At 65.6% G+C, this 22,439-nt stretch carries 24 protein-coding genes and 2 pseudogenes; 9 read left to right on the top strand and 17 right to left on the bottom strand.

Translation table 11 applies throughout. The annotated features are described in order from the left end of the window. Positions 1-62 precede the first annotated feature (62 nt). On the top strand, positions 63-1,649 hold the full coding sequence (locus AC5Y3Z_RS17050; RefSeq protein ID WP_463826809.1) for a GMC family oxidoreductase: 1,587 nt from the start codon (positions 63-65) through the stop codon (positions 1,647-1,649). Positions 1,650-1,676: 27 nt separating this feature from the next. Further along, entirely contained in the window at positions 1,677-2,306 is a 630-nt protein-coding gene (locus AC5Y3Z_RS17045) for a class I SAM-dependent methyltransferase (protein ID WP_463826659.1), read from the top strand. Here AC5Y3Z_RS17045 and AC5Y3Z_RS17040 read toward each other — a convergent pair. From AC5Y3Z_RS17040 to AC5Y3Z_RS17025, 4 genes are read right to left on the bottom strand one after another with little or no spacing between them, the layout of a single operon-like run. Further along, the gene (locus AC5Y3Z_RS17040; protein ID WP_463826808.1) at positions 2,296-4,020 is read right to left on the bottom strand and encodes an ABC transporter family substrate-binding protein; all 1,725 of its coding nucleotides are present in this window, start codon (positions 4,018-4,020) and stop codon (positions 2,296-2,298) included. The genes AC5Y3Z_RS17045 and AC5Y3Z_RS17040 overlap by 11 nt on opposite strands. Continuing rightward, entirely contained in the window at positions 3,948-5,780 is a 1,833-nt protein-coding gene (locus AC5Y3Z_RS17035) for a dipeptide ABC transporter ATP-binding protein (protein ID WP_463826658.1), read from the bottom strand. The genes AC5Y3Z_RS17040 and AC5Y3Z_RS17035 overlap by 73 nt, the downstream gene beginning before the upstream one ends. Beyond that, complete coding sequence (locus AC5Y3Z_RS17030) at positions 5,777-6,658, bottom strand: ABC transporter permease (RefSeq protein ID WP_463826807.1); 882 nt, start codon at positions 6,656-6,658, stop codon at positions 5,777-5,779. Before AC5Y3Z_RS17030 ends, AC5Y3Z_RS17035 begins: the two co-directional genes overlap by 4 nt. Positions 6,659-6,669: 11 nt before the next feature. Further along, complete coding sequence (locus tag AC5Y3Z_RS17025) at positions 6,670-7,647, bottom strand: ABC transporter permease (protein ID WP_463826657.1); 978 nt, start codon at positions 7,645-7,647, stop codon at positions 6,670-6,672. Positions 7,648-7,814: 167 nt separating this feature from the next. On the opposite strand from AC5Y3Z_RS17025, the gene AC5Y3Z_RS17020 reads away from it, so the two are divergent. The 4 genes and pseudogenes from AC5Y3Z_RS17020 (at position 7,815) to AC5Y3Z_RS17005 (ending at position 11,766) form a co-directional block, all read left to right on the top strand. After that, positions 7,815-8,306 carry a beta-class carbonic anhydrase gene (locus AC5Y3Z_RS17020; protein ID WP_463826656.1) on the top strand — a complete coding sequence of 164 codons (492 nt, stop codon included), beginning with the start codon at positions 7,815-7,817 and terminating at the stop codon, positions 8,304-8,306. A 106-nt stretch (positions 8,307-8,412) separates the two neighbouring features. Further along, positions 8,413-9,398: pseudogene (cysD, locus tag AC5Y3Z_RS17015) on the top strand (sulfate adenylyltransferase subunit CysD). After that, complete coding sequence (gene cysC / locus AC5Y3Z_RS17010; RefSeq protein ID WP_463826655.1) at positions 9,398-11,251, top strand: adenylyl-sulfate kinase; 1,854 nt, start codon at positions 9,398-9,400, stop codon at positions 11,249-11,251. Before cysD ends, cysC begins: the two are co-directional and overlap by 1 nt. Positions 11,252-11,289: 38 nt before the next feature. Beyond that, positions 11,290-11,766, top strand: coding sequence for an Rrf2 family transcriptional regulator (locus AC5Y3Z_RS17005; protein WP_463826654.1), 477 nt, complete (start codon positions 11,290-11,292; stop codon positions 11,764-11,766). On the opposite strand, the gene AC5Y3Z_RS17000 is transcribed toward AC5Y3Z_RS17005, so the two are convergent. Both AC5Y3Z_RS17000 and AC5Y3Z_RS16995 read right to left on the bottom strand, forming a co-directional pair. Next, a complete protein-coding gene (locus AC5Y3Z_RS17000) occupies positions 11,763-12,152 on the bottom strand; it encodes a VOC family protein (RefSeq protein ID WP_463826653.1) in 390 nt (129 codons plus the stop codon). The genes AC5Y3Z_RS17005 and AC5Y3Z_RS17000 overlap by 4 nt on opposite strands. 23 nt (positions 12,153-12,175) lie before the next feature. Then, positions 12,176-12,589: a VOC family protein gene (locus tag AC5Y3Z_RS16995; RefSeq protein ID WP_463826652.1), complete on the bottom strand. Its 414-nt coding sequence runs from the start codon at positions 12,587-12,589 to the stop codon at positions 12,176-12,178. Between the two features lie 38 nt (positions 12,590-12,627). Here AC5Y3Z_RS16995 and AC5Y3Z_RS16990 point away from each other — a divergent pair, with 38 nt between their 5' ends. Then, complete coding sequence (locus AC5Y3Z_RS16990; protein WP_463826806.1) at positions 12,628-13,506, top strand: LLM class flavin-dependent oxidoreductase; 879 nt, start codon at positions 12,628-12,630, stop codon at positions 13,504-13,506. A gap of 3 nt (positions 13,507-13,509) precedes the next feature. Here the strand turns inward: AC5Y3Z_RS16990 and AC5Y3Z_RS16985 are convergent. Next, a pseudogene (locus AC5Y3Z_RS16985) lies at positions 13,510-13,933 on the bottom strand (hypothetical protein); the annotation flags it as partial. 84 nt (positions 13,934-14,017) lie between these two features. On the opposite strand from AC5Y3Z_RS16985, the gene AC5Y3Z_RS16980 reads away from it, so the two are divergent. Both AC5Y3Z_RS16980 and AC5Y3Z_RS16975 read left to right on the top strand, forming a co-directional pair. Next, positions 14,018-14,500: an NUDIX domain-containing protein gene (locus AC5Y3Z_RS16980; RefSeq protein WP_463826805.1), complete on the top strand. Its 483-nt coding sequence runs from the start codon at positions 14,018-14,020 to the stop codon at positions 14,498-14,500. Positions 14,501-14,571: 71 nt separating this feature from the next. Continuing rightward, entirely contained in the window at positions 14,572-15,063 is a 492-nt protein-coding gene (locus AC5Y3Z_RS16975) for an Rv2253 family sensor-like surface protein (RefSeq protein WP_463826651.1), read from the top strand. 56 nt (positions 15,064-15,119) lie between these two features. Here the strand turns inward: AC5Y3Z_RS16975 and AC5Y3Z_RS16970 are convergent, their stop codons facing one another. The 10 genes from AC5Y3Z_RS16970 to AC5Y3Z_RS16925 all read right to left on the bottom strand — a co-directional run bounded on the left by AC5Y3Z_RS16970 (position 15,120) and on the right by AC5Y3Z_RS16925 (position 22,213). Next, a complete protein-coding gene (locus AC5Y3Z_RS16970; protein WP_463826650.1) occupies positions 15,120-15,461 on the bottom strand; it encodes a DUF732 domain-containing protein in 342 nt (113 codons plus the stop codon). A gap of 129 nt (positions 15,462-15,590) precedes the next feature. Further along, the gene (locus tag AC5Y3Z_RS16965; RefSeq protein ID WP_463826649.1) at positions 15,591-16,157 is read right to left on the bottom strand and encodes a M15 family metallopeptidase; all 567 of its coding nucleotides are present in this window, start codon (positions 16,155-16,157) and stop codon (positions 15,591-15,593) included. A gap of 33 nt (positions 16,158-16,190) precedes the next feature. Next, positions 16,191-16,874 (bottom strand): thioesterase II family protein, encoded by a 684-nt coding sequence (locus AC5Y3Z_RS16960; protein ID WP_463826648.1) that lies wholly within the window; start codon positions 16,872-16,874, stop codon positions 16,191-16,193. Between the two features lie 177 nt (positions 16,875-17,051). Beyond that, positions 17,052-18,038: an alpha/beta fold hydrolase gene (locus AC5Y3Z_RS16955; RefSeq protein WP_463826647.1), complete on the bottom strand. Its 987-nt coding sequence runs from the start codon at positions 18,036-18,038 to the stop codon at positions 17,052-17,054. Between the two features lie 122 nt (positions 18,039-18,160). Then, the gene (locus AC5Y3Z_RS16950) at positions 18,161-18,514 is read right to left on the bottom strand and encodes a hypothetical protein (protein WP_463826646.1); all 354 of its coding nucleotides are present in this window, start codon (positions 18,512-18,514) and stop codon (positions 18,161-18,163) included. A 210-nt stretch (positions 18,515-18,724) separates the two neighbouring features. Next, positions 18,725-19,591, bottom strand: a complete 867-nt coding sequence (locus AC5Y3Z_RS16945) for an alpha/beta fold hydrolase (protein ID WP_500001812.1) — start codon at positions 19,589-19,591, stop codon at positions 18,725-18,727. Between the two features lie 112 nt (positions 19,592-19,703). After that, positions 19,704-20,060 (bottom strand): hypothetical protein, encoded by a 357-nt coding sequence (locus tag AC5Y3Z_RS16940; RefSeq protein ID WP_463826644.1) that lies wholly within the window; start codon positions 20,058-20,060, stop codon positions 19,704-19,706. A gap of 287 nt (positions 20,061-20,347) precedes the next feature. After that, positions 20,348-21,076 carry a DUF998 domain-containing protein gene (locus tag AC5Y3Z_RS16935; protein ID WP_463826643.1) on the bottom strand — a complete coding sequence of 243 codons (729 nt, stop codon included), beginning with the start codon at positions 21,074-21,076 and terminating at the stop codon, positions 20,348-20,350. 123 nt (positions 21,077-21,199) lie between these two features. Then, positions 21,200-21,706 carry a hypothetical protein gene (locus AC5Y3Z_RS16930; RefSeq protein ID WP_463826642.1) on the bottom strand — a complete coding sequence of 169 codons (507 nt, stop codon included), beginning with the start codon at positions 21,704-21,706 and terminating at the stop codon, positions 21,200-21,202. Between the two features lie 240 nt (positions 21,707-21,946). Next, on the bottom strand, positions 21,947-22,213 hold the full coding sequence (locus AC5Y3Z_RS16925; protein WP_463826641.1) for a hypothetical protein: 267 nt from the start codon (positions 22,211-22,213) through the stop codon (positions 21,947-21,949). Positions 22,214-22,439: the final 226 nt, after the last annotated feature.

Genomic DNA, 22,439 nt, shown 5'->3' with positions numbered 1-22,439 from the left:
ACCCGCTGCGCCCGGCTCACGCCGCGCTTGCGATCGCCACGGGCCGAAAACGGGGGTACGCGATGGACATTCAGCGCGACTACGTAGTGATCGGCACCGGCTCGGCCGGTGCCGTCCTGATCGACAGGCTCAGCGCCGATCCGGGCACCGAGGTGGCGGCGCTGGAAGCCGGCCCCGGCAACACCAACAGGTTCATCGGCATACCGGCGGCCTTCTCCAAGCTGTTCCGGACCGAGGTCGACTGGGACTACCTCACCGAGCCGCAGCCCGAGCTCGACGGACGCCAAATCTATTGGCCCCGAGGCAAAGTGCTCGGCGGTAGTTCGTCGATGAATGCCATGATGTGGGTGCGCGGATTCGGAGCGGATTACGACGAGTGGGCCAGGTTGGCCGACTCGCACTGGTCTGCTGCGGAAATCCTCGAGTACTACCGCCGCATCGAGAATGTCACTGCGGCCTGGCACTTCGTCAGCGGTGACGACAGCGGGGTCACCGGCCCGTTGCACATCTCCCGCCAACGCAGCCCGCGCCCGCTGACCGCAGCCTGGCTGGCCGCGGCCCGTGAATGCGGATACCCGGCCGCACGGCCGAATTCCATTGCACCGGAAGGTTTCTGCGAAACAGTTGTGACGCAGCGCCGCGGCGCCCGGTGCAGCACCGCCGACGCTTACCTGACGCCGGCGATGAGCCGCAAGAATCTCACCCTCATCACCGAAGCCACGGCGACGCGGATCGTCTTCGACGGCACCCGGGCGGTGGGTGTCGAGTTCCAGCGCGGTGACCACACCTCCGTGGTGCACGCCCGTAAGGAAGTGCTGCTTTGCGGCGGTGCCGTCAACAGCCCGCAACTGCTCATGCTGTCCGGCATCGGCGACCGCGACCAACTCGCCGAGCACGGCATCGAAACCGTCCACCACGCCCCGCAGGTCGGCCAGAACCTGATCGACCATCTGGTGGCACCCATGGGTTTCGACGTCAACGACGACACGTTGTTCGCCGCCGAAAAACCCAAGCAGCTGATCAATTACCTGCTGCGGCGGCGCGGCATGCTCACCTCCAACGTCGGCGAGGCCTACGGATTCGTCCGCAGCCGGCCCGATCTCGAGTTGCCCGACCTGGAGCTGATCTTCGCACCGGCGCCCTTCTACGACGAGGCGCTGCAACCCGCGGCCGGGCACGGGGTGGTGTTCGGCCCCATCCTGGTGGCCCCGCAGAGCCGGGGGCAGATCACATTGCGCTCCGCCGACCCGCACGACAAGCCTGTCATCGACCCCCGCTACCTCACCGACCCCGCCGGCGCCGACCGCGCCGCGATGCTGGCGGGGCTACGGATGTGCGCCGAGATCGCCCAGGCGCCGTCGCTGCGCGACGTGCTCGGCGCTGTGGTGCGCCCGCGCAGTTGCACCGAGCTTGACGAAGCCACCTTCGCGCTGGCCCTGAACCAGTGCTCGCACACCCTGTACCACCCGATGGGCACCTGCCGAATGGGCCGCGACGATTCCAGCGTGGTAGATCCCCAGCTGCGGGTCCGCGGCGTCGAAGGGCTGCGTGTCGCCGACGCATCGGTGATGCCCAGCACGATCCGCGGCCATACGCACGCGCCGTCGGTGCTGATCGGGGAGAAGGCCGCGGACCTCATTCGCGGCTGAGCAGACCGCCCTTGCGACAATGCATCCATGGTCGAGCAGAGCCTGTGGATGCAAAAGGTCGCAGCCGATCCGGGGCATTCACATTGGTATGTCGAACGTTTCCGCTCCCTGGCGCGCGCCGGCGAGGATCTGCACGGCGAAGCGCGCCTGGTGGATGCGATGGCGCCCCGGGCCGCCCACATTCTCGACGCCGGGTGCGGTCCCGGCCGGTTGGGTGGTCACCTGGCCACGCTCGGCCACCACGTCGTCGGTGTCGACGCCGACCCGGTGCTCATCGAAGCGGCTGAGCAAGACCATCCCGGCCCGCGCTGGATCGTCGGCGACCTCGCCGAGCTCGACCTGCCCGCGCAAGGCATCGCCGAGCCGTTCGACGTGATCGTGTCGGCGGGCAACGTGATGGCGTTCCTGGCCCCCAGCACCCGCGCCCAGGTGCTGCGCCGGCTGCGCGCCCACCTGGCCGGCGACGGCCGATTGGTGGTCGGCTTCGGTGCCGGTCGCGGCTATGAGTTCACCGATTTCTTCGACGACGCGGCAGCCGGCGGGTTGGCCTCCGAACTGCTGCTGTCCACGTGGGATCTCCGCCCGTTCCAGGACGGCGACTCCGACTTTCTGGTCGCGGTCCTTCGGCCCAGTCACCCGGCACCGGTCAGCGCATGAAGCCGATCGCGGTGTAGTCCAGGTCGGCCAACCCGCGAGCGCCGAAGTTGGCCAGATCGCTGCGGGCCGCGACGGTGCCGACGGATTGAATCAGCGGCAGGCTGAAACCTTCTTGCCAGATGAGCCGGTCGACTTCGTTGGCCAGTGCGCGCGCCTTTCCCGGATCGAGTTCGGCCAGCGTCTGCTCGATCACGTCGTCGATCTGCGGACTGCCGATCTTGCCGAAGTTGCTTTCCCCGTGGGAGGCGTAAATCTGGGTCAGCCCGGACAACGGGAACGCATCGCCCTGCCAACCGAACAGGGCGATGTCGAAGTCCCCGACGTTGACGTAGTCGCTGAAGAATCTGCTGCCGGAGCGCGCCTGAAGCTGTAACTTCACGCCGATCTCGGCGAGGCTGTGCTGGGCGACTTGGGTGAAGACCTTGGCGCTCGGTGAGTCGTAGTACAACAACCGGACCACCAGTTGGCGGCCGCCCTTTTCCCGGAACTCGCCGTTGAGCGACCATCCCTGCGCGTCGAGTTCCCGCTTCGCCTGTGCGGGATCGTAAGGGATGCTGTTGTCTTGATAACCCTCTTGCCCTGCCACGAAAATATGGTTGTTCAGAGGTACCGGGGCACCGGTCAACCCGTTCAATGCCACCTTGGCGATGGTCTGCCGATCTATGCTCTTGCATACGGCCAGACGTACGCCGGGATCGTGGAGCATCGAGCCCTTCGAGCCGTTCATGGTGAAGTGGGTCCAGCTCGGTCCGGGCGCGCGCCGGATCGCTATCCCCTTGGTGTGCTCGGCAATGATCAGTTGGTCAAGTGTCCCGACCCCGGTCGCGTCGATCGCATTGTTCTGCAGCGCCGGCAGCGCCGCGGCAGTGTCCAGGACCAAGTAGGTGATCGAGTCCAGACGCGGACGCTTGCCCCACCATTTGGGGTTGCGGGTCAAGGTGATTCGCTGCTTGGCCCGGTCCAATGTGGACAGGATGAACGGGCCTGCGGACGCGCCGGGCGCATCGAGCCATCCCGTGTTGAACGCCTCCGGGGTGGCGGTCACACTGGCCGGCAGCAGCATGCCATTGCCGGCGAACATGCCTTTCCACTCGGCGTACGGCTTCGCAAAGGTCATGACCGCCTGGCGATCGTCGACCCCGCGGGTCACCGAGGCGACACGCTCGGCCCCACCGGTCGAGGCGATCTCGAACGCTTTGTCGGCTCCACTGGTGGCGTGAATCTGACTGGCGATGTCCTGCCAGGTGATCGGTGTGCCGTCTGACCACACCGCTTTGGGGTTGATCGTGTAGGTGACCACCTGCGGGTTGGTGCCGGTCAGTTCGACGCTGGTGAAGTAGTCCGTATTGACCGTCGTCGAGCCGTCGGCGCCGATCCGGAACGCGCTCGGCAGGGTGGCTTTGAGCATGTTTGCGGTTTCGGCGCTGTTGCCGTCGATGTGCAGCACGTTGAAGTTGGCCGGCAGGTCGCTGAGCCCCAGACGTAGGTTGCCGCCCTCGCGCAAAGTCGCGGGATCCTGCGGGTTGAGTTCGCTGCTCGCTCCGACCGCAACGCCTCTTTCGGCGGTGGTCGAGGCACCGGCCGCACATCCGGACACCAACAGTGTCCCGACCAGCAAAACAGCCGCTATTCTGCGTCCAGTCACTGTCCGGCTCCCGGTTGCGGTACCGCGGCGAGCAGACGTCGCGTGTATTCGTGTTGCGGATCGCCGAATACGTCCCGGCTGTCACCCTGCTCGACCACCGCACCGCGATACATCACGACCACCCGGTGCGCAAGATGCTTGATCACCGAAAGGTCGTGGGAGACAAACAAATACGACATTCCGAACTGATCCTGGAGGTCCAGCAGCAGGTTGAGGATTCCAGCCTGGATCGAGACGTCGAGTGCCGAGACCGGTTCGTCGAGGGCAAGGACCTTGGGCCGCAACGCCAATGCCCGCGCGATGCCGATGCGCTGTTTCTGCCCGCCGGAGAATTCAGCCGGATAGCGGCTGGCATCGGCTCGGCGCAGTCCCACCAGATCCAGCAATTCGGCCACTTTGGCGTTGGTGTCGCGCTGGTCGAACCCGTTGGCCTGCAATGGTTCTGCCAGCAAATCGGAGACCGGCAGTCGCGGATCCAGCGATGCCACCGGATCCTGGAAGACCACCTGGATATCGCGTCGCAGCTCCCGTCGGCCGGCGGGACTCAGGGTGGCGACGTCCGAACCGAAGACTTCGATCGAACCGGACTGTGGGGCAACGAGTTCCAGAATCTGGTGCAAGGTTGTGGACTTGCCCGAACCGGATTCGCCGACGATACCCAGTGTCTGACCCTGCGGCAGATCGAAGCTCACACCGTCGACCGCTCGGACCTCGCCGACGGTGCGGCGCAGCAGCACGCCCTTGGTCAGGGGGTAGGTTTTGACCAGGTCACGCACCCGCACCACGACAGTTGAATCGTCGGAAACCCCTGAGCTCCGAGCCGTCTCGACGCCGTAGATGTCGGCGGCGCTACGTCCGACGACCTCGTGGGTGCGAATGCAGGCCGCGCGGTGATCGGGGCCGACTTCGATCAATTCCGGTTCCGCCGCAAGGCATTCGTCGATGGCGAGGGGACAGCGCGGCGCGAACGGGCACCCCGGATCCAGCCCGATCAACGACGGGGGTGCCCCGGGAATCGGGACCAGGCGGGTGCCCTGAGCGGCGTCCAAGCGCGGCACTGAACCCAACAGGCCTATCGTGTACGGCATTTGGCGGTCGCGGTACAGATCGGCCACGGGTGCTGTTTCGGCGACCCGACCCGCGTACATCACCAGTGCCCGGTCGGCGAACTCGGCGACCACGCCGAGGTCATGGGTGATGATCAGCACCCCGGCGCCGGTGACGTCGCGGGCTTTCTTCAGCACGTCGAGGATCTGCGCCTGCACGGTCACATCGAGCGCCGTGGTGGGCTCGTCGCAGATCAGCAGGTCGGGATCGTTGGCGATCGCGATGGCGATGACCACGCGTTGTCGTTCACCGCCGGAGAGCTCGTGCGGGAAGGCGCGGGCACGTTGTTCGGGCTGTGAAATCCCAACCAGGTCAAGTAGTTCCACCGCGCGCACCCGGGCAGCCTTCTTGCCGATGTCCGGGTGGTGCACCCGGATCGCCTCCGCGATCTGGGTACCGACGGTATAGACCGGAGTCAGCGCGGACATCGGGTCCTGGAACACCGTGCCGATCGACTTCCCGCGGAACTGCGACATCGCGGCGTCGTCGAGTCCGAGCAGTTCGGTGCCGTGCAGTCGAACCGATCCACCTACCGTCGCATACTCGGGAAGCAGGCCGATCACCGCCATTGCCGCCGCGGACTTGCCCGAGCCCGATTCGCCGACCATCGCCACCACTTCACCGGGGTCGACGCGATAACTGATGCCTCGCACCGCGGTCACCGGTGCGCCGTCGGTGGGGAAGGAGACTGCCAGGTCGGTCACTTCCAGCAGCGGACTCATGCGGCGCCACGCCGCAAGGTCTTGGCGCCGGGATCGAACGCATCGCGTAGCCCGTCGCCAGTCAGATTGGTGCACAACACAATCAGCACCAGCGCCCCGGCCGGAAACAGGAACACCCACGGGAACGTGGTCGCGGACTGGGTGCCGTCGGCGATCAGCGTGCCCAGCGACACATCCGGAGGCTGAACCCCGAAGCCGAGAAAGCTCAATCCCGTTTCGGCCATGATAGCCGACCCGACGTTGATGGTGGCGTCGATGATCAGAATGGACGCCACATTGGGCAACACATGCCGGGTGATGATGCGACGACTGGATACGCCCATATAGCGTGCGGCCCGGATGAATTCGAGCTCACGCAAGCCCTTGGTCAGACCGCGCACGATGCGGGAGCTGACCATCCAGCCGAACAGCGCCAACAGCACGATCAGCGACGCGATGTTGGCCGAGTTCCTGGTTTTCATCGAGGCGATAGCGATCAGCAGGATGGAGGGCACGACCAGCATCAGATCGACCACCCACATCAGGGCGCGATCTCGCAGGCCGCCGAAATATCCGGCGATCGAGCCAACGGTCGCAGCGATCCCGGTGGAGATCACTGCCACGCAGGCACCGATCAGCATCGACTTCTGCATGCCACGCAAGGTCTGCGCGAGCAGGTCCTGCCCTAACCCGTTGGTGCCCAGCCAGTGTCGCGAATTCGGCGGTTGCATCAGTGCATCGAAATCCAGGTCCTGATACGAATACGGCAGCAACGGGGGCAGCGCGAAGCACCCGACGAACAGCAACACCAAGATCACCAGCGCCGCCACTGCGGATCGGTTACGCAGAAACCGTCGCAGCACCAGGGTGCGACGCGAGGTGAATTCGGCTGCCTCCATCTCGACAGCCGTCACGACACCCGCACCCTAGGGTCCAGCGCAGCGTAGAAAATGTCGGAGAGCAGACCCGCGAGCAACACCACGGTGCCGGAGAACAACGTGATTGCGACCACGATGTTGATGTCCTGGGTAGAGATCCCCCTGAGCACCCATTCGCCCATGCCATGCCAACCGAAGATCTTCTCGACGAAAACCGCCCCGCCGACCAGCCCGGCCACGCTGTACGCGAACAGAGTCGCCATCGGTATCAGCGCCGTGCGCAGGCCGTGCTTGACGAGTGCGCGCCTACGGGTCAGTCCCTTGGCTCGGGCCGTGCGAATGAAGTCCTGGCCCAGGACGTCGAGCATCGCGTTGCGCTGAAAGCGGCTGTACCCCGCGGCTGCCATCAGCGCCAGGGTGAAGGTCGGCAGCACCAGGTGTTTGAGCCGGTCGCCGACCGCGGCCCAGGTCCCGCCCTCAATGCCCGGCGCGGTCTCCCCGGTGTAGTCGAACAGCTGATATCCCAGTGCCCAGTTGACCCGCAGTGCCGCAATGATCAGGAGGTAGGAGATGACGAACGACGGCGTGCTCATGACGAGGAAGGCGAACACCGTGACGACCCGGTCGCTGAGTCGGTACTGACGGATCGCGCCCCACGCCCCCAGTGTCACGCCGAGCAGCGTGCCCACCACCGAACCGATCACCACCAACCGCAGGGTGACGCCGACCCGCCGCCCGAGTTCGGTGCCCACCGGCTGGCCGGTGATCGTCTTCCCGAAATCGCCCTGCACCGCGTGCGAAACCCAGTTTGCATAGCGAATCGGGATGGGCCGGTCCAGGCCCAGATCGTGGGCCTTGGCATCGATGACGGACTGCGGTGGCCGGGGGCTGCGTTGCATCAGGCTCTCCAACGGAGAGAACACCACCGCGGCCAGGCAGTACGTCAGGAAGGACGCCAGCGCCAGTAGCACGATGTAGTTCAGCAACCGACGCAACAGGAACCGCGTCATGCCCGACCACCGTGCCGCATTGGGACAGGGTAGCGAGCAGGACGGGGAAACGCCGGTGGGGCGTTCGATCTTTGCGATCCCGATGATCCGCAGGGGTGTGTTCCCGCGGCTCGATTGTTAGGATCCAGCCCGGCAGCGATCCGCGTAGCAAACTCGAGGAGACGTGCGTGACGGTAACCGACGACTACCTGGCCAACAACGCCAACTATGCAAGCGACTTCAAAGGTCCGCTGCCGCTACCGCCGAGCAAACACGTCGCCGTGTTGGCGTGCATGGATGCGCGGCTGGATGTGTACCGCGTGCTCGGCCTCAAAGAGGGGGAGTCGCACGTCATCCGGAACGCCGGCGGGGTGGCCACCGACGATGCCATCCGGTCGTTGGCGATCAGCCAGCGCCTGCTGGGCACCCGGGAAATCATCCTGATCCATCACACCGACTGCGGGATGCTCACCTTCACCGACGACGAGTTCAAGCGCAGTATCCAGGAGGAAACCGGGGTGAAGCCGCCGTGGGCGGCGGAGGCCTTCGGGGATCTGGCCGAGGATGTGCGGCAATCGCTGCGCCGCATCGAGAACAGTCCGTTCGTCACCAAGCACAACTCGCTGCGCGGGTTCGTCTTCGACGTGGCGACCGGAAAGCTCGAAGAAGTCACCCTGTAGCTGCCGAGTTAACAGCCGCACCGGCCCCTACTTCTTACCGAAATGGGGGCCGGTGCGGCTGTTTGTGCCGGTCGACCCGTTGACACGATGAATTCCGACTGCTTTCATGTCAATTAATACCTTAAATATGGTCAATCCAACCAACTTAACCGGGAAACAACTATGACGACCGATCTGGTTGCCGGGCCCACTGCCGGCCAGTACGAACTGAGCCACCTGCGTTCGCTCGAGGCCGAGGCGATCCACATCATCCGTGAAGTCGCCGCCGAATTCGAGCGTCCCGTGCTGCTGTTCTCCGGAGGCAAAGACTCGATCGTCATGCTGCACCTGGCGCTGAAGGCGTTTCGGCCCGGGCGGTTGCCGTTCCCGGTCATGCATGTCGATACCGGCCACAATTTCGACGAGGTGCTTGCCACCCGTGATGAGCTGGTCGCCGAACACGGGGTGCGTCTGGTAGTGGCCTCGGTCCAGGACGACATCGATGCCGGCCGCGTGGTCGAGACCATCCCGTCCCGGAATCCGCTGCAGACGGTGACGCTGTTGCGCGCCATCCGGGAGAACCGATTCGACGCCGCGTTCGGCGGCGCCCGGCGCGACGAGGAGAAGGCACGCGCCAAGGAACGGGTGTTCAGCTTCCGCGACGAATTCGGCCAGTGGGACCCCAAAGGCCAACGACCTGAGCTGTGGAACCTCTACAACGGCCGCCACCACAAGGGTGAGCACATCCGGGTGTTCCCGTTGTCCAACTGGACCGAGTTCGACATCTGGTCCTACATCGGAGCCGAGCGGATCAAGTTGCCGTCGATCTATTTCGCCCATCGGCGCAAGGTTTTTCAACGCGACGGCATGCTGCTGGCGGTGCATCGGCACCTGCAGCCGCGGGCCGAGGAAAAGGTGTTCGAGGCCTCGGTACGGTTTCGCACCGTCGGCGATGTCACCTGTACCGGCTGCGTGGAGTCCGAGGCGCGCACAGTGTCGGAAGTGATCGCCGAAACTGCGGTGTCGCGACTCACCGAGCGCGGCGCGACCCGGGCCGACGACCGGATCTCGGAGGCAGGCATGGAAGACCGCAAACGGCAGGGGTACTTCTGATGGCGGGATCTTCTACATTGCTACGGCTGGCTACCGCCGGTTCCGTCGATGACGGCAAGTCCACCCTGATCGGTCGCCTGCTCTATGACTCCAAGGCCGTTATGGAGGACCAGTGGGCGGCCGTCGAGCAGACCTCCAAGGACCGCGGCCACGAGTACACCGACCTTGCGCTGGTCACTGACGGCCTACGCGCCGAACGCGAGCAGGGCATCACCATCGACGTCGCTTACCGCTATTTCGCTACGCCCAAGCGCAAATTCATCATCGCCGACACCCCGGGTCACATCCAGTACACCCGCAATATGGTGACGGGTGCGTCAACGGCGCACCTGGTGATCGTGCTCGTCGATGCGCGCCACGGTCTGCTGGAGCAGTCCCGCCGGCATGCCTTCCTGGCATCCCTGCTGGGCATTCAGCACATCGTGCTCGCCGTGAACAAGATGGACCTGATCGGTTGGGACCAAGAGAAATTCGAGGCGATCCGCGACGAGTTCCATGCGTTCGCTGCACGCCTGGACGTGCAGGACGTCGCCACCATACCGATGTCGGCGCTGCACGGGGACAACGTGGTGACCAAATCGGAGAAGACCCCCTGGTACGAGGGACCGGCGCTGCTGTCCCACCTGGAAGAGGTGTTCATCGCCGGCGACCGCAACCTGGTCGACGTGCGGTTCCCGGTGCAGTACGTGATTCGTCCGCACACTCACGAGCATCAGGACCACCGCAGTTACGCGGGCACGGTGGCCAGCGGGGTGATGCGCCCCGGTGACGAAGTGGTGGTGCTGCCCATCGGCAAGACCACCAGGGTCACCGCTATCGACGGACCCAATGGTCCTGTTGCAGAAGCCTTTCCGCCGATGGCTGTCGCGGTGAGCCTGGCCGACGACATCGACATCTCCCGCGGGGACCTGATTGCCCGCACCAACAACCAACCCAGGATCACCCAGCAGTTCGACGCCACCGTGTGTTGGATGGCCGACGGGTCGGCACTCGAACCGGGCCGAGATTACGTCATCAAGCACACCACCCGGACCACGCGCGCCCGGGTCACCGCGCTGGACTACCGGCTCGACGTCAACACGCTCCACCGCGACAAGACGGCAACAGCGTTGAAACTCAACGAACTCGGCCGCGTCACCCTGCGGACCCAGGTGCCGCTGTTGCTCGACGAATACTCCCGCAACGCCAGCACGGGTTCCTTCATCCTGATCGATCCTGATACGAACGGGACCGTAGCGGCCGGCATGGTGTTGCGGGATGTGGCGGCGCAGAAGGCCAGCCCGAACACGGTGCGGCACAAGTCACTGGTCACCGCCGCGGACCGCGCGATCCAGGGCCGCACGGTGTGGCTCACCGGGCTGTCCGGCGCCGGCAAATCTTCGGTGGCGATGCTGGTGGAGCAGAAGCTGCTCGAAAAGGGTGTTCCCGCTTACGTTCTCGACGGCGACAACCTGCGCCACGGACTGAACGCCGATCTGGGTTTCAGCATGGCCGACCGGGCCGAAAACCTGCGCCGCCTGGCGCATGTGGCGACGCTGCTGGCCGATTCCGGCCAGATCGTGCTGGTACCGGCCATCAGTCCGCTGGCCGAACACCGGGAGATGGCGCGAAAGGTACACGTCGACGCGGGATTTGAGTTCTTCGAGGTCTTCTGCGACACCCCGCTACAGGAATGCGAGCGACGCGATCCCAAGGGGTTGTACGCCAAGGCCCGGGCCGGGGAGATCACGCACTTCACCGGCATCGACAGTCCGTATCAGCGACCGAAGAATCCCGACCTACGGCTCGACGCCGATCGCAGCCTCGAAGAACAGGCGCAGAGCGTGATCGACCTGCTCGAGCTGCGCGCCTAGAAAGCCCGTCGCCGCGGCGGATGGCACAATCGGCAAGCATGCGGATGTCGGCCAAAGCGGAGTACGCCGTGCGGGCGATGGTCCAACTCGCCACGGTTGCCCCCGGCACCCTGGTCAAGACCGACGATCTGGCCCAGGCCCAGGGCATCCCGTCGCAGTTTCTGGTCGACATCCTCACCAACCTGCGCACCGACCGCCTGGTGCGTAGCCAGCGGGGTCGCGACGGCGGCTACGAACTCGCCCGTCCGGGCACCGAGATCAGCATCGCCGATGTGTTGCGCTGCATCGACGGACCGCTGGCCAGTGTCCGCGACATCGGGCTCGGCGACCTGCCCTACTCCGGCCCGACCGTCGCCCTCACCGATGTGTGGCGCGCATTGCGGGCCAGCATGCGCTCGGTGCTGGAGGAGACGACGCTGGCCGACGTCGCCGCCGGAGCGCTGCCCGAGCATGTCGCCCAGATGGCCAACGACTATCGCGACCAGGAAAGCCACCGGCACGGCCCGGCGCGTTAGCCGCCCGATCCGTAAGGGCGGGTGAGGATTTCCAGCGAGTGCCCGGCCGGGTCGTTGAAATAGACCCCGCGGCCGCCGTCGCGAGTGTTGATCTCACCGGGTCGTCGCGCGCCGGGATCCGCCCAGTGCGCCAGACCGCCCGACGTGATCTTGCCGTAGATCATGTCGAACTCTTCTTCGGAAACCAGGAATGCGTAATGCTGCGGCCGGATGTCGTCGTTCTCAGCCACGTCGGCGAAGTCAAGCGATGCACCATGTTCAAGCGTGACGACCATAAATGGTCCAAACGGCGACGGACCGGGTAGGCCGAACAAGTCGGTCAGAAACTCCGCGGACTTCCGCTTGTCGCGGGCGGCGACGATGGTGTGGTTGAAACTGATGGCCATAGCTACTCCTGCCTCGCTGAACCCTATTTCGGCGCGGTGAGTTCCAGCGCGATGTTGTCCGGGTCGCGGAACTCCAGAATGTAGGACGGCCCGATATCCTTAACGGGCTCGTGGGCGATGTCCAGCTCATCCAAATGCTCAGCAGCCGCATCGATTTCGGCTTTACTGCCGACCCGGAACGCCACGTGGTCCAAGCCGGTGCGGTCCTCGTCGAACGGGTCGTCGCCTACCGGCCGCAACCCCAGCAACGCACCGCCCATGTCATAGATGACGCCGCCGAACAGGAACCCCAGCCGGCGCCGGGTCGCCACGTCGGCGTTCTCGGGGAGCTCGATCAGCACTGCCCAGCCGAACACGCTCTCGTAGAACTGCCGGGACCGCTCGATGTCGGTGACGGTGAGCCGGACATGCGCAATCGACGTGCTCGCGAAGGCCATCCACCCCATGCTGCCAGAATCGTGGAGTGCAGATAGGGATGACCATGCCGGTGATGGAACCCGACCTCGACGCGGGCGTGCTCACCCGCTGGGCGCAGGCGATCGACCAGGGGCCGTTCTCCTCGCTGTGCTGGGGCGAGCGCATCGCGTTCGACAACCCGGACAGCCTGACCCTGCTCGGAGCCCTGTCGGCGTGGACTGAGCGGGTGCGGCTGGTGACTACCGTGATCGTGCCGCAGCTGCACGACCCGGTCATGCTGGCCAAGGCGCTGGCAACGGGTGACCTGCTCAGCGGCGGCCGCCTGACGGTCGGGCTCGGGGTCGGCGGCCGGCACGAGGATTACCATGCGGTCGGCGCGGATACCGCGACGCAGACGATGCGCGGCATGGCCGATCGGGTCGCGGTGATGAAGCGGGTGTGGGCCGGGGAGAAGACCACCGACTCCCAGCGTCCGGTCGGGCCGTTGCCGGTGCAGGTCGGCGGCCCGCGGCTGCTGGTCGGCACCATCGGGCCCAAGACCATCCGCAGCGCTGCAGCCTGGGCCGACGGGCTGGCCGGGACCACGTTGGACCTCGACGTCGCCCGGCAGAACGAGCTGTTCGACGTCGCGCGCACCTCCTGGGCCGAGGCCGGCAAACCCGCACCGCAGCTGGCGACCTCGTTCTGGTTCGCGTTCGGCGAACCCGATCAGGCCCGCGCGCAGGTGCATAGTCACCTGCGGCGGTACATGAACTGGATTCCCGCCGAATTCGTCGACGCTATGGCGCCGACGACCGGCTGGGCGGGAACCGAGGACGAGTTGATCGCGGTACTGCGCAAGTTCGCCGATGTCGGTACCGACGAAGTGCATCTGATTCCCACCAGCTCGGACATCGAGCAACTCCGCCGTGCGGCCGACGTCGCCGCAGCGCTGTGAGTGTCAGCCTGCGGCCGCCTCAGTGAACGACCCGGGATCGGGCTCGAGGACCTGTCCCTTGCGCAAGGTCGCCAGCAGCTCCCGGTAGGGGGCCACCAGGTAGACGGTATCGCCGCCCTGCAATCGGGCGTCGCGACGCGGATGCAACTTCACTCGTCCGCTCGGCCCGGCGATGGCGATGACGCGGGTCTGGGTGGACAGTTCGCGCCACCCGAATACCGAACGAGCCGAGGCCGACGACGATGACATGGTTGCGCAGGTACCGGACCTTGCGCGGCCCGGCGGAGCTCAGCAGGCGACGGGTGATCATCAGCTCGGCGAGGAAGGCGACCAGCACCGCGGTGGTGATCACTCCGGCGAACATCAGCAGAATGCTGAACAGCCGTAACCAGGTGGGCTGGTTCATGAAGCTGAAGTCCCCGTAGCCAGCGCATCGACCCAGCGCGGCGATACTGAGCGGGTGCCAGACATAGAGTCCGTCGCGTCCCGTGAGATATACCGCAATCAGTGGATGGTGTTACGCGAAGACGACATCCGCCGGTCCGACGGCAGTCCCGGCATCTACGCTGTCGTGGACAAACCGACGTATGCCCTCGTAATGCCCTATGACGGAACGCGTTTCCGCTTGGTCGAGCAGTACCGGTATCCGGTCGGGGCGCGGCGCTGGGAATTCCCGCAGGGCACCGCTCCGGATCTGGCCGACCTCGAACCGGCCACCCTGGCCGCGCGTGAGTTGCGTGAGGAAACCGGTTTGGCGGCATCTGCTTTCGAGCCCCTGGGTCAGCTCGATGTCGCGCCGGGCATGAGTAGCCAGCGCGGGTGGGTTTTTCTCGCGACCGGGATCTCGGAGGGACTGGCCGATCGCGAGCATGAAGAACAGGACATGCACAGCGCCTGGTTCGCTCGGCAGGACGTCGAGGACATGATCCGTGGGGGAGTGATCGTCGACGCCCAGTCGATCGCCGCCTATGGACTGTTTCTGCTGCGGGGCTGATGAGCCTGTCGACGAAACTTCGTGTCCGTCGCGATACCCGGCTGCGTCCTCCGTACGCCATCATCGGCACGATGCGTGCGGGAACTGTGTGGGCCATGCTTGCCGCCGTGGCGCTGGTGGCCGCCCCGGCGACGTCGGCCGCAACGCCGTCGTGGACGGGCAAGTACTCCCTGGTGCGCTACGCCGCCGAGAAATCCGGCACCAGCGCGGCCGCCGAACAGGCCGAGCGTACCTTCAGTGCCGACTACGACTTCGCCACGGCCTGTTCGTCTGTTACCTGCGTCGCAACGGCGAACAACGGTCCCACCCCGAACAACCCGACCATCTCAGTGCCCTCGCACTACACCTGGGATGGATCCAGGTGGGTGGAACGCTTCGACTTCCAGTGGGATTGCTATATGGGAGAAGGGGTTTCAAAGGTGTGGGCGCCGGCCACGTCGTGGGCGTACTACACCCCGCAATCCGACGGGTCGCTGCGTGGCGTGTGGCACACCGACATCACCAGCGGTCCGTGCCAGGGCAGCGTGGAGATGCCGGTAGCGGCGTTCCGGGTGAAACCTTGAGCGCCGCAAGCAAATGCGGGGACCCGCAACGGGACCCCGCACTGTGGCTTCGATATCTACGTGGTGGTGGTCTTGACGTACTGCGGGCAGTAGGCCTTCGCGGCGTCCACGGCGAACGTGTTCGCACCTTTGTTGCTCAGGCCGGTTCGTTGCGCAACATTGGCGATGACCTGCTTGGTCGAGGTTCCGGCGTTGAGTTCGTTGCACACGGTGTGTGCTTCGCTGATGGCGCGCGAGGCGCTCGGCGGCTGAATTCCGTCAGCCTCGATCTGGGCGATGAACGCGTCGTCGACTGCGGTGGCGCCGGCGGTGCCTGCGAAGCCGAGTGCAGCCAGCCCGAGCGCGCCGGCGGTCAGGGTGGTGCCGGCAAGGGACGCAGTGAAGCGGCGAGTGAACATGGGTGACTCCGTGCTGGTGGTGGTGGACGCGGGATTGCGTTAACCCCATCCTCAGCACGCGGTCTTGATGGATTCTCAATAAATTCTTGGCAGATCGGAGACCGCCATCTCAGCTGTACGAGCTCGCAATCACCCAGCGGCGTTGGGCCGCAACGGCGGACACGCACCGCCGTAGTCGGACGCCAGTTCGAAGTGCCAGATCTCGTTGGCGTAGATCTGACAGAGGCCGTACGCGGCGCCGTTGCGAATGAGCCAGCTGTCGGCGGCCGCGGGACCGACATCGACGGCTTTGCCGATCACGTGCTTGGAGACCTGGGGCGAAGCAACGTACTGACTGGCGGCGGCGGCGCTGCCGTAGGTGACGACGGCGTCGTCGAACAGGCGCTGCTGAAACGCCGGTGAGCGCCATCCCGACGTCAGGCCAACGGTGACTCCGTCGGTCGCGGCAGCCCGGGTGGCGCGCTCGAGTGCGTTGAGCAGCGCCGGGTCGAGGCGGTTGACCGCGGGGTCGGACAGATCGAAGGGGCTCAGGCGCTGGCCGTCCGGGATCCAGCCGCCGGCGGTGTCCCCGGACACCGGACCGGCCGGGGTCGGCTCGTCGGAGCCACCCGGGGCGGCCGCGGCCGGTGCGCCGACGGCCACACCGGTCAGCGTCAACGCAACAGCAGCTACCAGGGATCGAGTGAGTGACAGCATCGATCCAGTCTGATCGACGCCTCCGGTAACCGCTCAGGCGGCTGCGGCTGTCGACATCAGCGGACGCAGCGAATCGAACAACGGCTGCCGGTTGCGCAGGTAGAAGTGGCCGCCGCGCAGCATCTGCACCGAGAAGTCGGCCTTGGTGCGCGACCGCCACTCCTGCAGGTCGTTTTCCTTGACGATCGGGTCCTCGCTGCCGCCGAAGACGTGGATCGGGCAGGACAGTTCGGGTGCGTCGCCGTCCTGGTCCGCCGTCTTGAGCAGCTTCAGGTCGTGCCGGGTGATGGTCAGGGCCTGCTCGTGCAGGGACGGCCAGCGCGTCAGACCCGAGGGCATCAACCCCATCTCGGCGAGGAATTCAGCGAGCTGCTTGTTGTCGAGCTGGTCCACGACGTGCAGCGGCAGCTGACGGTTCGGCGGGGCGTAGGCGGACAGGAAGATCGCCCGGGGCTGCTCCCCGCCGGCGGCGGCCCGCACGCAGGCCAACCGGTAGGCGAGCATGGCGCCGAAGCTGTGGCCGAAGAACATGTGCGGCTCGTCGAGCAGCGGGCCGAGTTGCTCGATCACCGCGTCGACGAGGTCGCGCATGGTGGCGAAGCGTTCGCGGTTCGGAATCTCGACGGGAATCACCTCGACAGCGGGCCGCAGCGCCTTCACCCAGGCGTTGAAAACCAGTGCGCCGCCGCCGGCGTGATGAAAGCAGAACAACCGCATGATCTGTGTCGCCTTTCGTATAGGCCCTTTTCCCAGGCCCCCTGTAATGACCACAGTCCCGCAGGGGGCTTGTCGGATCCTTGATGGATTCTTGGCGGATATTCGTTGGTGGGCGGGCGCCGCGCCTCGAGCTGCGCTCTACGCAGGGTGGTGCATCAGACCGGCGGCCGCCTGAGGTCAGGCGAGGTCCTCTTCCGCCTCGTAGTCGGCGTACTGACGGACACCGGTCTGCAATGCCTTCTGCATGAGTTCTGGCTGGTAGGCGAACGGCTCGGTGGAGTCGATGAACTGTTCGACGACCCGCACGAAGCGGTCCGGGTGGTCGTCGTGCGGCATGTGGCCGGACTCCTCGAAGATCTCCAGGCGTGAGCCGGGGATCTGCTGGTGCGCCAGCCGAGCGTGGCTCACCGGGATGATCATGTCGTCCACGCCCCAGATGATCTGCAATGGAAGGTCCTGCATCAGGTACGTGCGGTCCAGCATCGTGACGTACTGGCCGCGGGTGTCGACCACGGCACGCAGCGTGCGGGCGAACGCGGCCACGGCGCCGGGCTTGCTCAAGCCGCGGGCCAGACGCGGCAGACTGGACACGTCGCGGGTGAAACGCGTTGAGCCGACGACGTTTTGGACGGTGCGGCCGACGAGTTCCACTGCGGAGAGCGCACCGGGAAGTTGCAGCATCGAGAGCGCCTCGGCGCCCATCGGCATGGCCGCGAACCGCAGCGCGATGCTGACGTCTTTGGTTACGCCGCCGGCGCTGACCAGCACGACGCGCTCCACGAACTCCGGGTACTGGTAGGTGAACTGCGCCGCGACGCCGCCGCCCAGGGAATGCCCGACGAGGGTGACGCGGTCGATGTCGAGTGCGGTGAGCAGGTCACGCAGGCCGTTGGCGAATGCGGACAGCGAGTAGTCGGCGTTGGGCTTGTCCGATTCGCCGTGGCCCAACATGTCAGGGGCGATGACGGTGAACCGCTGCGCGAGCTTGGCGTGCACCGGGCTCCAGGTCGTGGAGTTGTCGCCGACGCCGTGCAGCAGCACGATGACCGGTCCGGAACCGGCGATCCGGTAGGCGCGACGGTGGCCGTGGATGGTGCGGAACTGCAGCTTCGGCTCGGTGATGTCGCGGACGGGCCGCAGGTGGCGGCGGGTGCGGTTCGACATGGTGTCCCTCCCTGGTGTGCGTCTCCTCCGCCGTAAGCGGGGTATTGCAGAGAAGCGTGCCGGGGGGATCTTGGCGAGTTCTTGGAGATTTCTTGTCAGGACGGTCCGGGGGCCGGCCCTGCTCAGTTGATCCTGGTGAGGGTGAACGAGTCACGCAGGTCATGCAGACCGCACGGCGCCGCAGTTTCCAGGAAGTCCACTTCCCCGGCCAGGGTTGCCGGGTCCCACCACTGGTACACGTGAACGGGATGCTGCGTGCTGCCGAATATGGTTTCGCCAACGATGTAGGGGGGACAGAACGCGCCCTCCGGAACTACGCGTTTCACCGCGTACCGGCCGTTGACCAGCGGTGCATCAAAGCCTTCACCGGGTCCCGTCGACACGTGGGCCACGCACCCCGGCGTGCAGGTGGTCGTGATACTCCACGTCGCTACCACCCCGTCTTCGTCGGTGTAGGCGTAGTGACCATCTGTCATCACCGGATTCTCGGCGCGGGCTGTCGGTGCTGCGGCAAAAAGTCCCAAACCGCACGAGATCGCAAGCACTGCACGTAATGAGACGATCTTCATCTGTGTCTGCCCTTAGTCATCGTTGACTGCGCTCGCTGAGCGTAAACGCAACGCTATCAACCGATTTGCGGGCGGGAAGTCGTGCGCAGCGGATTCATTGCCGACTCAAACAAAACGTCATCGATTCGCGGACGGCGAATCTGAGCGTGCGACCGCGCGGATCAGGTTGGCGGTGCGATGCGGCTGGTCGATCATCACCAGGTGCCTGGCCGGAGCGAGCGTAATATGTTCTGCACCAAGGTTTTCGGCGAGCTTGACCTGTTGGGCGCGCCAGCGCCGGGTGTACCAGCCGGTGTGGGCAGTGGCCACCGTGCAACGCACGTCCGTCAGCGGGTGACTGGCGCGTAGGTCGCACAGCGCCTCCGCGATCTCGTGGTAGGCGGCATATTCGCTGAGCAGCGCGATCTCAATGTCGTTTGTCGATGCGGCGCGGCATATTTCGGACATCATCGGGGCATCGAGTCCGTCAGGACGACGGCGCTGCACCAGCATCAGGCCGGCACGGGCCAGCGGAACCCGCAGGTGCAGCTTGGCGAGCGTCGCGACGGCCCCATCGACGACGGCAAGCTTGGTCCGCAGCGGTAACGTCAGCCGCCGACGGTGAGCGATGCTGGAATCGAGCAGTAGCAGCGCGCGGGTGCGCTCCGGATACAGGCGCGCAAACGCTTCGGCGTAGAAGCCGCCGATCGAGTGCCCCACCACCACAACCGGATCCGATCGCCCCACCACCTCGAGCGCAGCCCCGATCCGGTCCGCCTCTGATCGGAGCATCTGACGGGCATCGGGCGCCGGTATGGTTTCCGCCGTTATGCCCGGCCGGTCGAACCGCACGACGGTGTGGTCCTCGGCCAGGTTCGTGACCGTGTCACGCCAATGCAGTGCCCGGCCCCCCAGGCCGCTGCACAACACCACGACCGGGCCGGTGTTGCCATCCACGCGTACCCGGAGCTGACGGCCGCCGACCTCGACGACGTGGTCGGTCACGGGCCGGATCCGACGCTGCAGCTGCCGGCGGGCTGCGGTGGCGTACTCCATCCGGCCGGGGTGAGGCCCACCAGGACATCATGCCGTGTCCGCCGGTCGGCGCCGATGATCGTTATCCGATACGGGTGAGGGTGAACGTGTCGTGCAGGTCGGGAAGGTTGCACGGAGCCGCGCTCTCCAGGAAATGCGCCTCTCCGGACATCGTGCGCGGGTCCCACCATTGATGAACGGTGACCGGATGCGTGCCGCCGTCCCAGAGGGAGCCGTTGTCTCCCAGGTAGTAGGAGGGGCATGTCACGCCGTCCGGAATCATCCGGGTCACTGTGTGCCGGCCGTTGATCAGTGGAGCGTTGAAGCCATGGCCCGGCTCTGTTGTCACGTGAGCGACGCACTGCGGGGTGCACGTGGTCCTGATCGACCAGGTGCCGACGTCACCGTCTTCATCCAGGTAGCGGTAGGTGCCGTCCATCGCGGGTCCTTCGGCCCGGGCGAGCGGTGTTCCGGTGCTACAGCAAGCGGCGAATGTTAACGCAAGTGCGGCAAGCCGCAAGTCGAGCCTCAAGTCGCCACCTACCTACCTAGAATTAGTTGCCATCGGACAATATCGCCGAAGTGTATCAGCAAAAACGCTGCCCAAGGCACCTGTTCGGGAATCTTCAGGGGAAAATGTCGGGCGGTCGCCACGGCGTGACTCCCGGCCGTGCCGATTTCAACTCATCCAGCGCGAAAATGGCCGGCGCGTGCGGTTGTGTGCAGTTACTCTGCGCGTTCGGGTCGGCTGCGAGCGGTGCGCAGAGCGACGTAGATCAACCAGCCGGCGAAAGCCGTCAGCTCGGCGCGCTGGGCAATGCCGATGACGCCTACGTGGTCGGCGTTGTCCAGGAGCATCGCCAGACCCGTCAGAAGTGCTGTCCCGGTGAGCGCCCCCAGCATGAACAGTCCCAAGCGACGGACCTTCGGTGCAGCACCCTCGCGCACGTCGGCGATGGCGAAGGCCAGAAGCGAGCCAATCGCCGCGGCGAGCACCACGCCACTACTCAGCCAATGCAGTTGGTGGCCGATGGGCACCGTTCCTGAGGCCTCGCGAGCGGCGCAGGTGGGGTTGGAACTCGGGGCGCACACCAGCGTCCAGATGGTGTTATCCAGCACCGTGGCCGCGGAGAAAACCACCACCGCCAACCACCCCTTGATGCTCCAGCGGCTGCCGGGCCGGCTCAGCAGGGCAGCGGTGGCTGCCACGACGAGTGCGGCTGCGGCGCACAGATCGCCGGCCCGGAACCATTCGCCGTAGGGCTGGTCGGCGGCCGCCAGTTCACTGATGTAGAGATCGGGGTCGGGCAGCGTGCGGGTGAAAACAGTCTCCAGCACCCAGTTGGAGTAGAGCATGGCTCCGGCGACGGCCCCGGCCGCCGCGACCCACCGCAGCACCGCGCGCCGCGAGGGGCGCTGTCCCGCGACGTCGTCGTCGCGTTGCCGCAAGGCCATATCGCCATCATGCCGTGCTGATAGGTTCGCCCGCTGCAACTATGCCGCGAATGGTGCATCCGGTGAGGTGTCACAGAGGCCGGCGTCGGCCGACGTGCTCGTTGATGCAAGCGCCCGCGATGGTCAGCCGGTGAAGGTGACGACATTGCCCGGGAACAACTGGTTGCCCGGTTGCGGCGGCCGCGGACCGCAGGATCGGTCCCGACTCGCCCAGCAGGTCACCGAGCTTGTCCACACATCGTTGCCGCCCGCGTCGAACGCGATGTCCATGGTCGCTGTGCCGGCCGGGCTGTCAACGCCGTTGGTGTCGTAGTGGAAGTTGGCCACGATCGTGGTGCGGCCCTTGCTCCGCTTGTCCGACCGGCTGCCCTCCATCTGGAGCAGGGTGAAGTGGAACTTCTGTCCGGGCTTGGCGTGATCGTTGTGATTGGGGCCTGACGCCGGGTATTTCGCTGTACTGCTGTAGTCCCAGAACACGAGTTCGACGTTGGTGTTGTTCACGATGTCGAACGGGCTGGTGTTGGCGGGGTCGGCGCCGGCAGTTCCGGAACCGCCGGTAGTGAACGTGAGGCCGAGGACAGTGGCCAGAACGCCCACTTGCAACACGTGAGTCGCGGCCGATGTCTTCATCGTGGTCCTCCTGGCGAGGCTTTCACCGACAAGCGTCGCATTGCGCCTTCGGGTCACGCTACCAGCAGCCTGCCCGAGCCCCTCAAGTCCTGCTCGCTTGCCGATCAGGTGGACGGCGTCGATCTCTGGCCGGCGAGATGGGCGCTCCGCAAGGTCGTGAATTACATTGCGGGACAGTGGTATTGAGTACCCAATCTGACGAGAGCGCGGCCTGTCGTACCCGCTGACCGCAGCGCAGTGTTACCGGATTCTGGTGAGGGTAAAGCGGTCATGGTGGTCGGCAAGCCCGCACGGACCGGAGTGGTCGTAGAAGTCCACCTCACCGACCAGTGTTTGCGGATCCCACCATTGGGTGACGGTGATCGGATGCGTGCTGGCGGGGATCCATCGACCGTAGTCCCCGGCGGTGAATCCCGGACAGGTCACGGCGTCGGCGATGGTGCGGGTGCTGGTGTAGCGGCCGTCGATCAGTGCGGCATCGAACTCTCGTCCGGTTGCCGTTGTCACGTGGGCGACGCAATCTGGCGCGCAGTTGGTCGTGATTGTCCACCTGCCGGTGTCGCCGTCTTCGTCGTGATAGAGAAATGTCCCGTTCGTGGTCGGGTCCTCCGCCCAGGCCGGTGTAGCCGCACAGATTCCGAGGCCAGAGAAAATAACGATCGCCGCGCTGACTGCTGTGATTTTCATGGTGTGCCTTAGCTCGCGGGTCCCCCCGGACACCAAGAACACTAGA

It is taken from the genome of Mycobacterium sp. NGS61 (assembly GCF_059812325.1).
The sequence above is the reverse complement of the archived record's forward strand: the minus strand, read 5'-3'. Positions and strand labels throughout refer to the sequence as shown.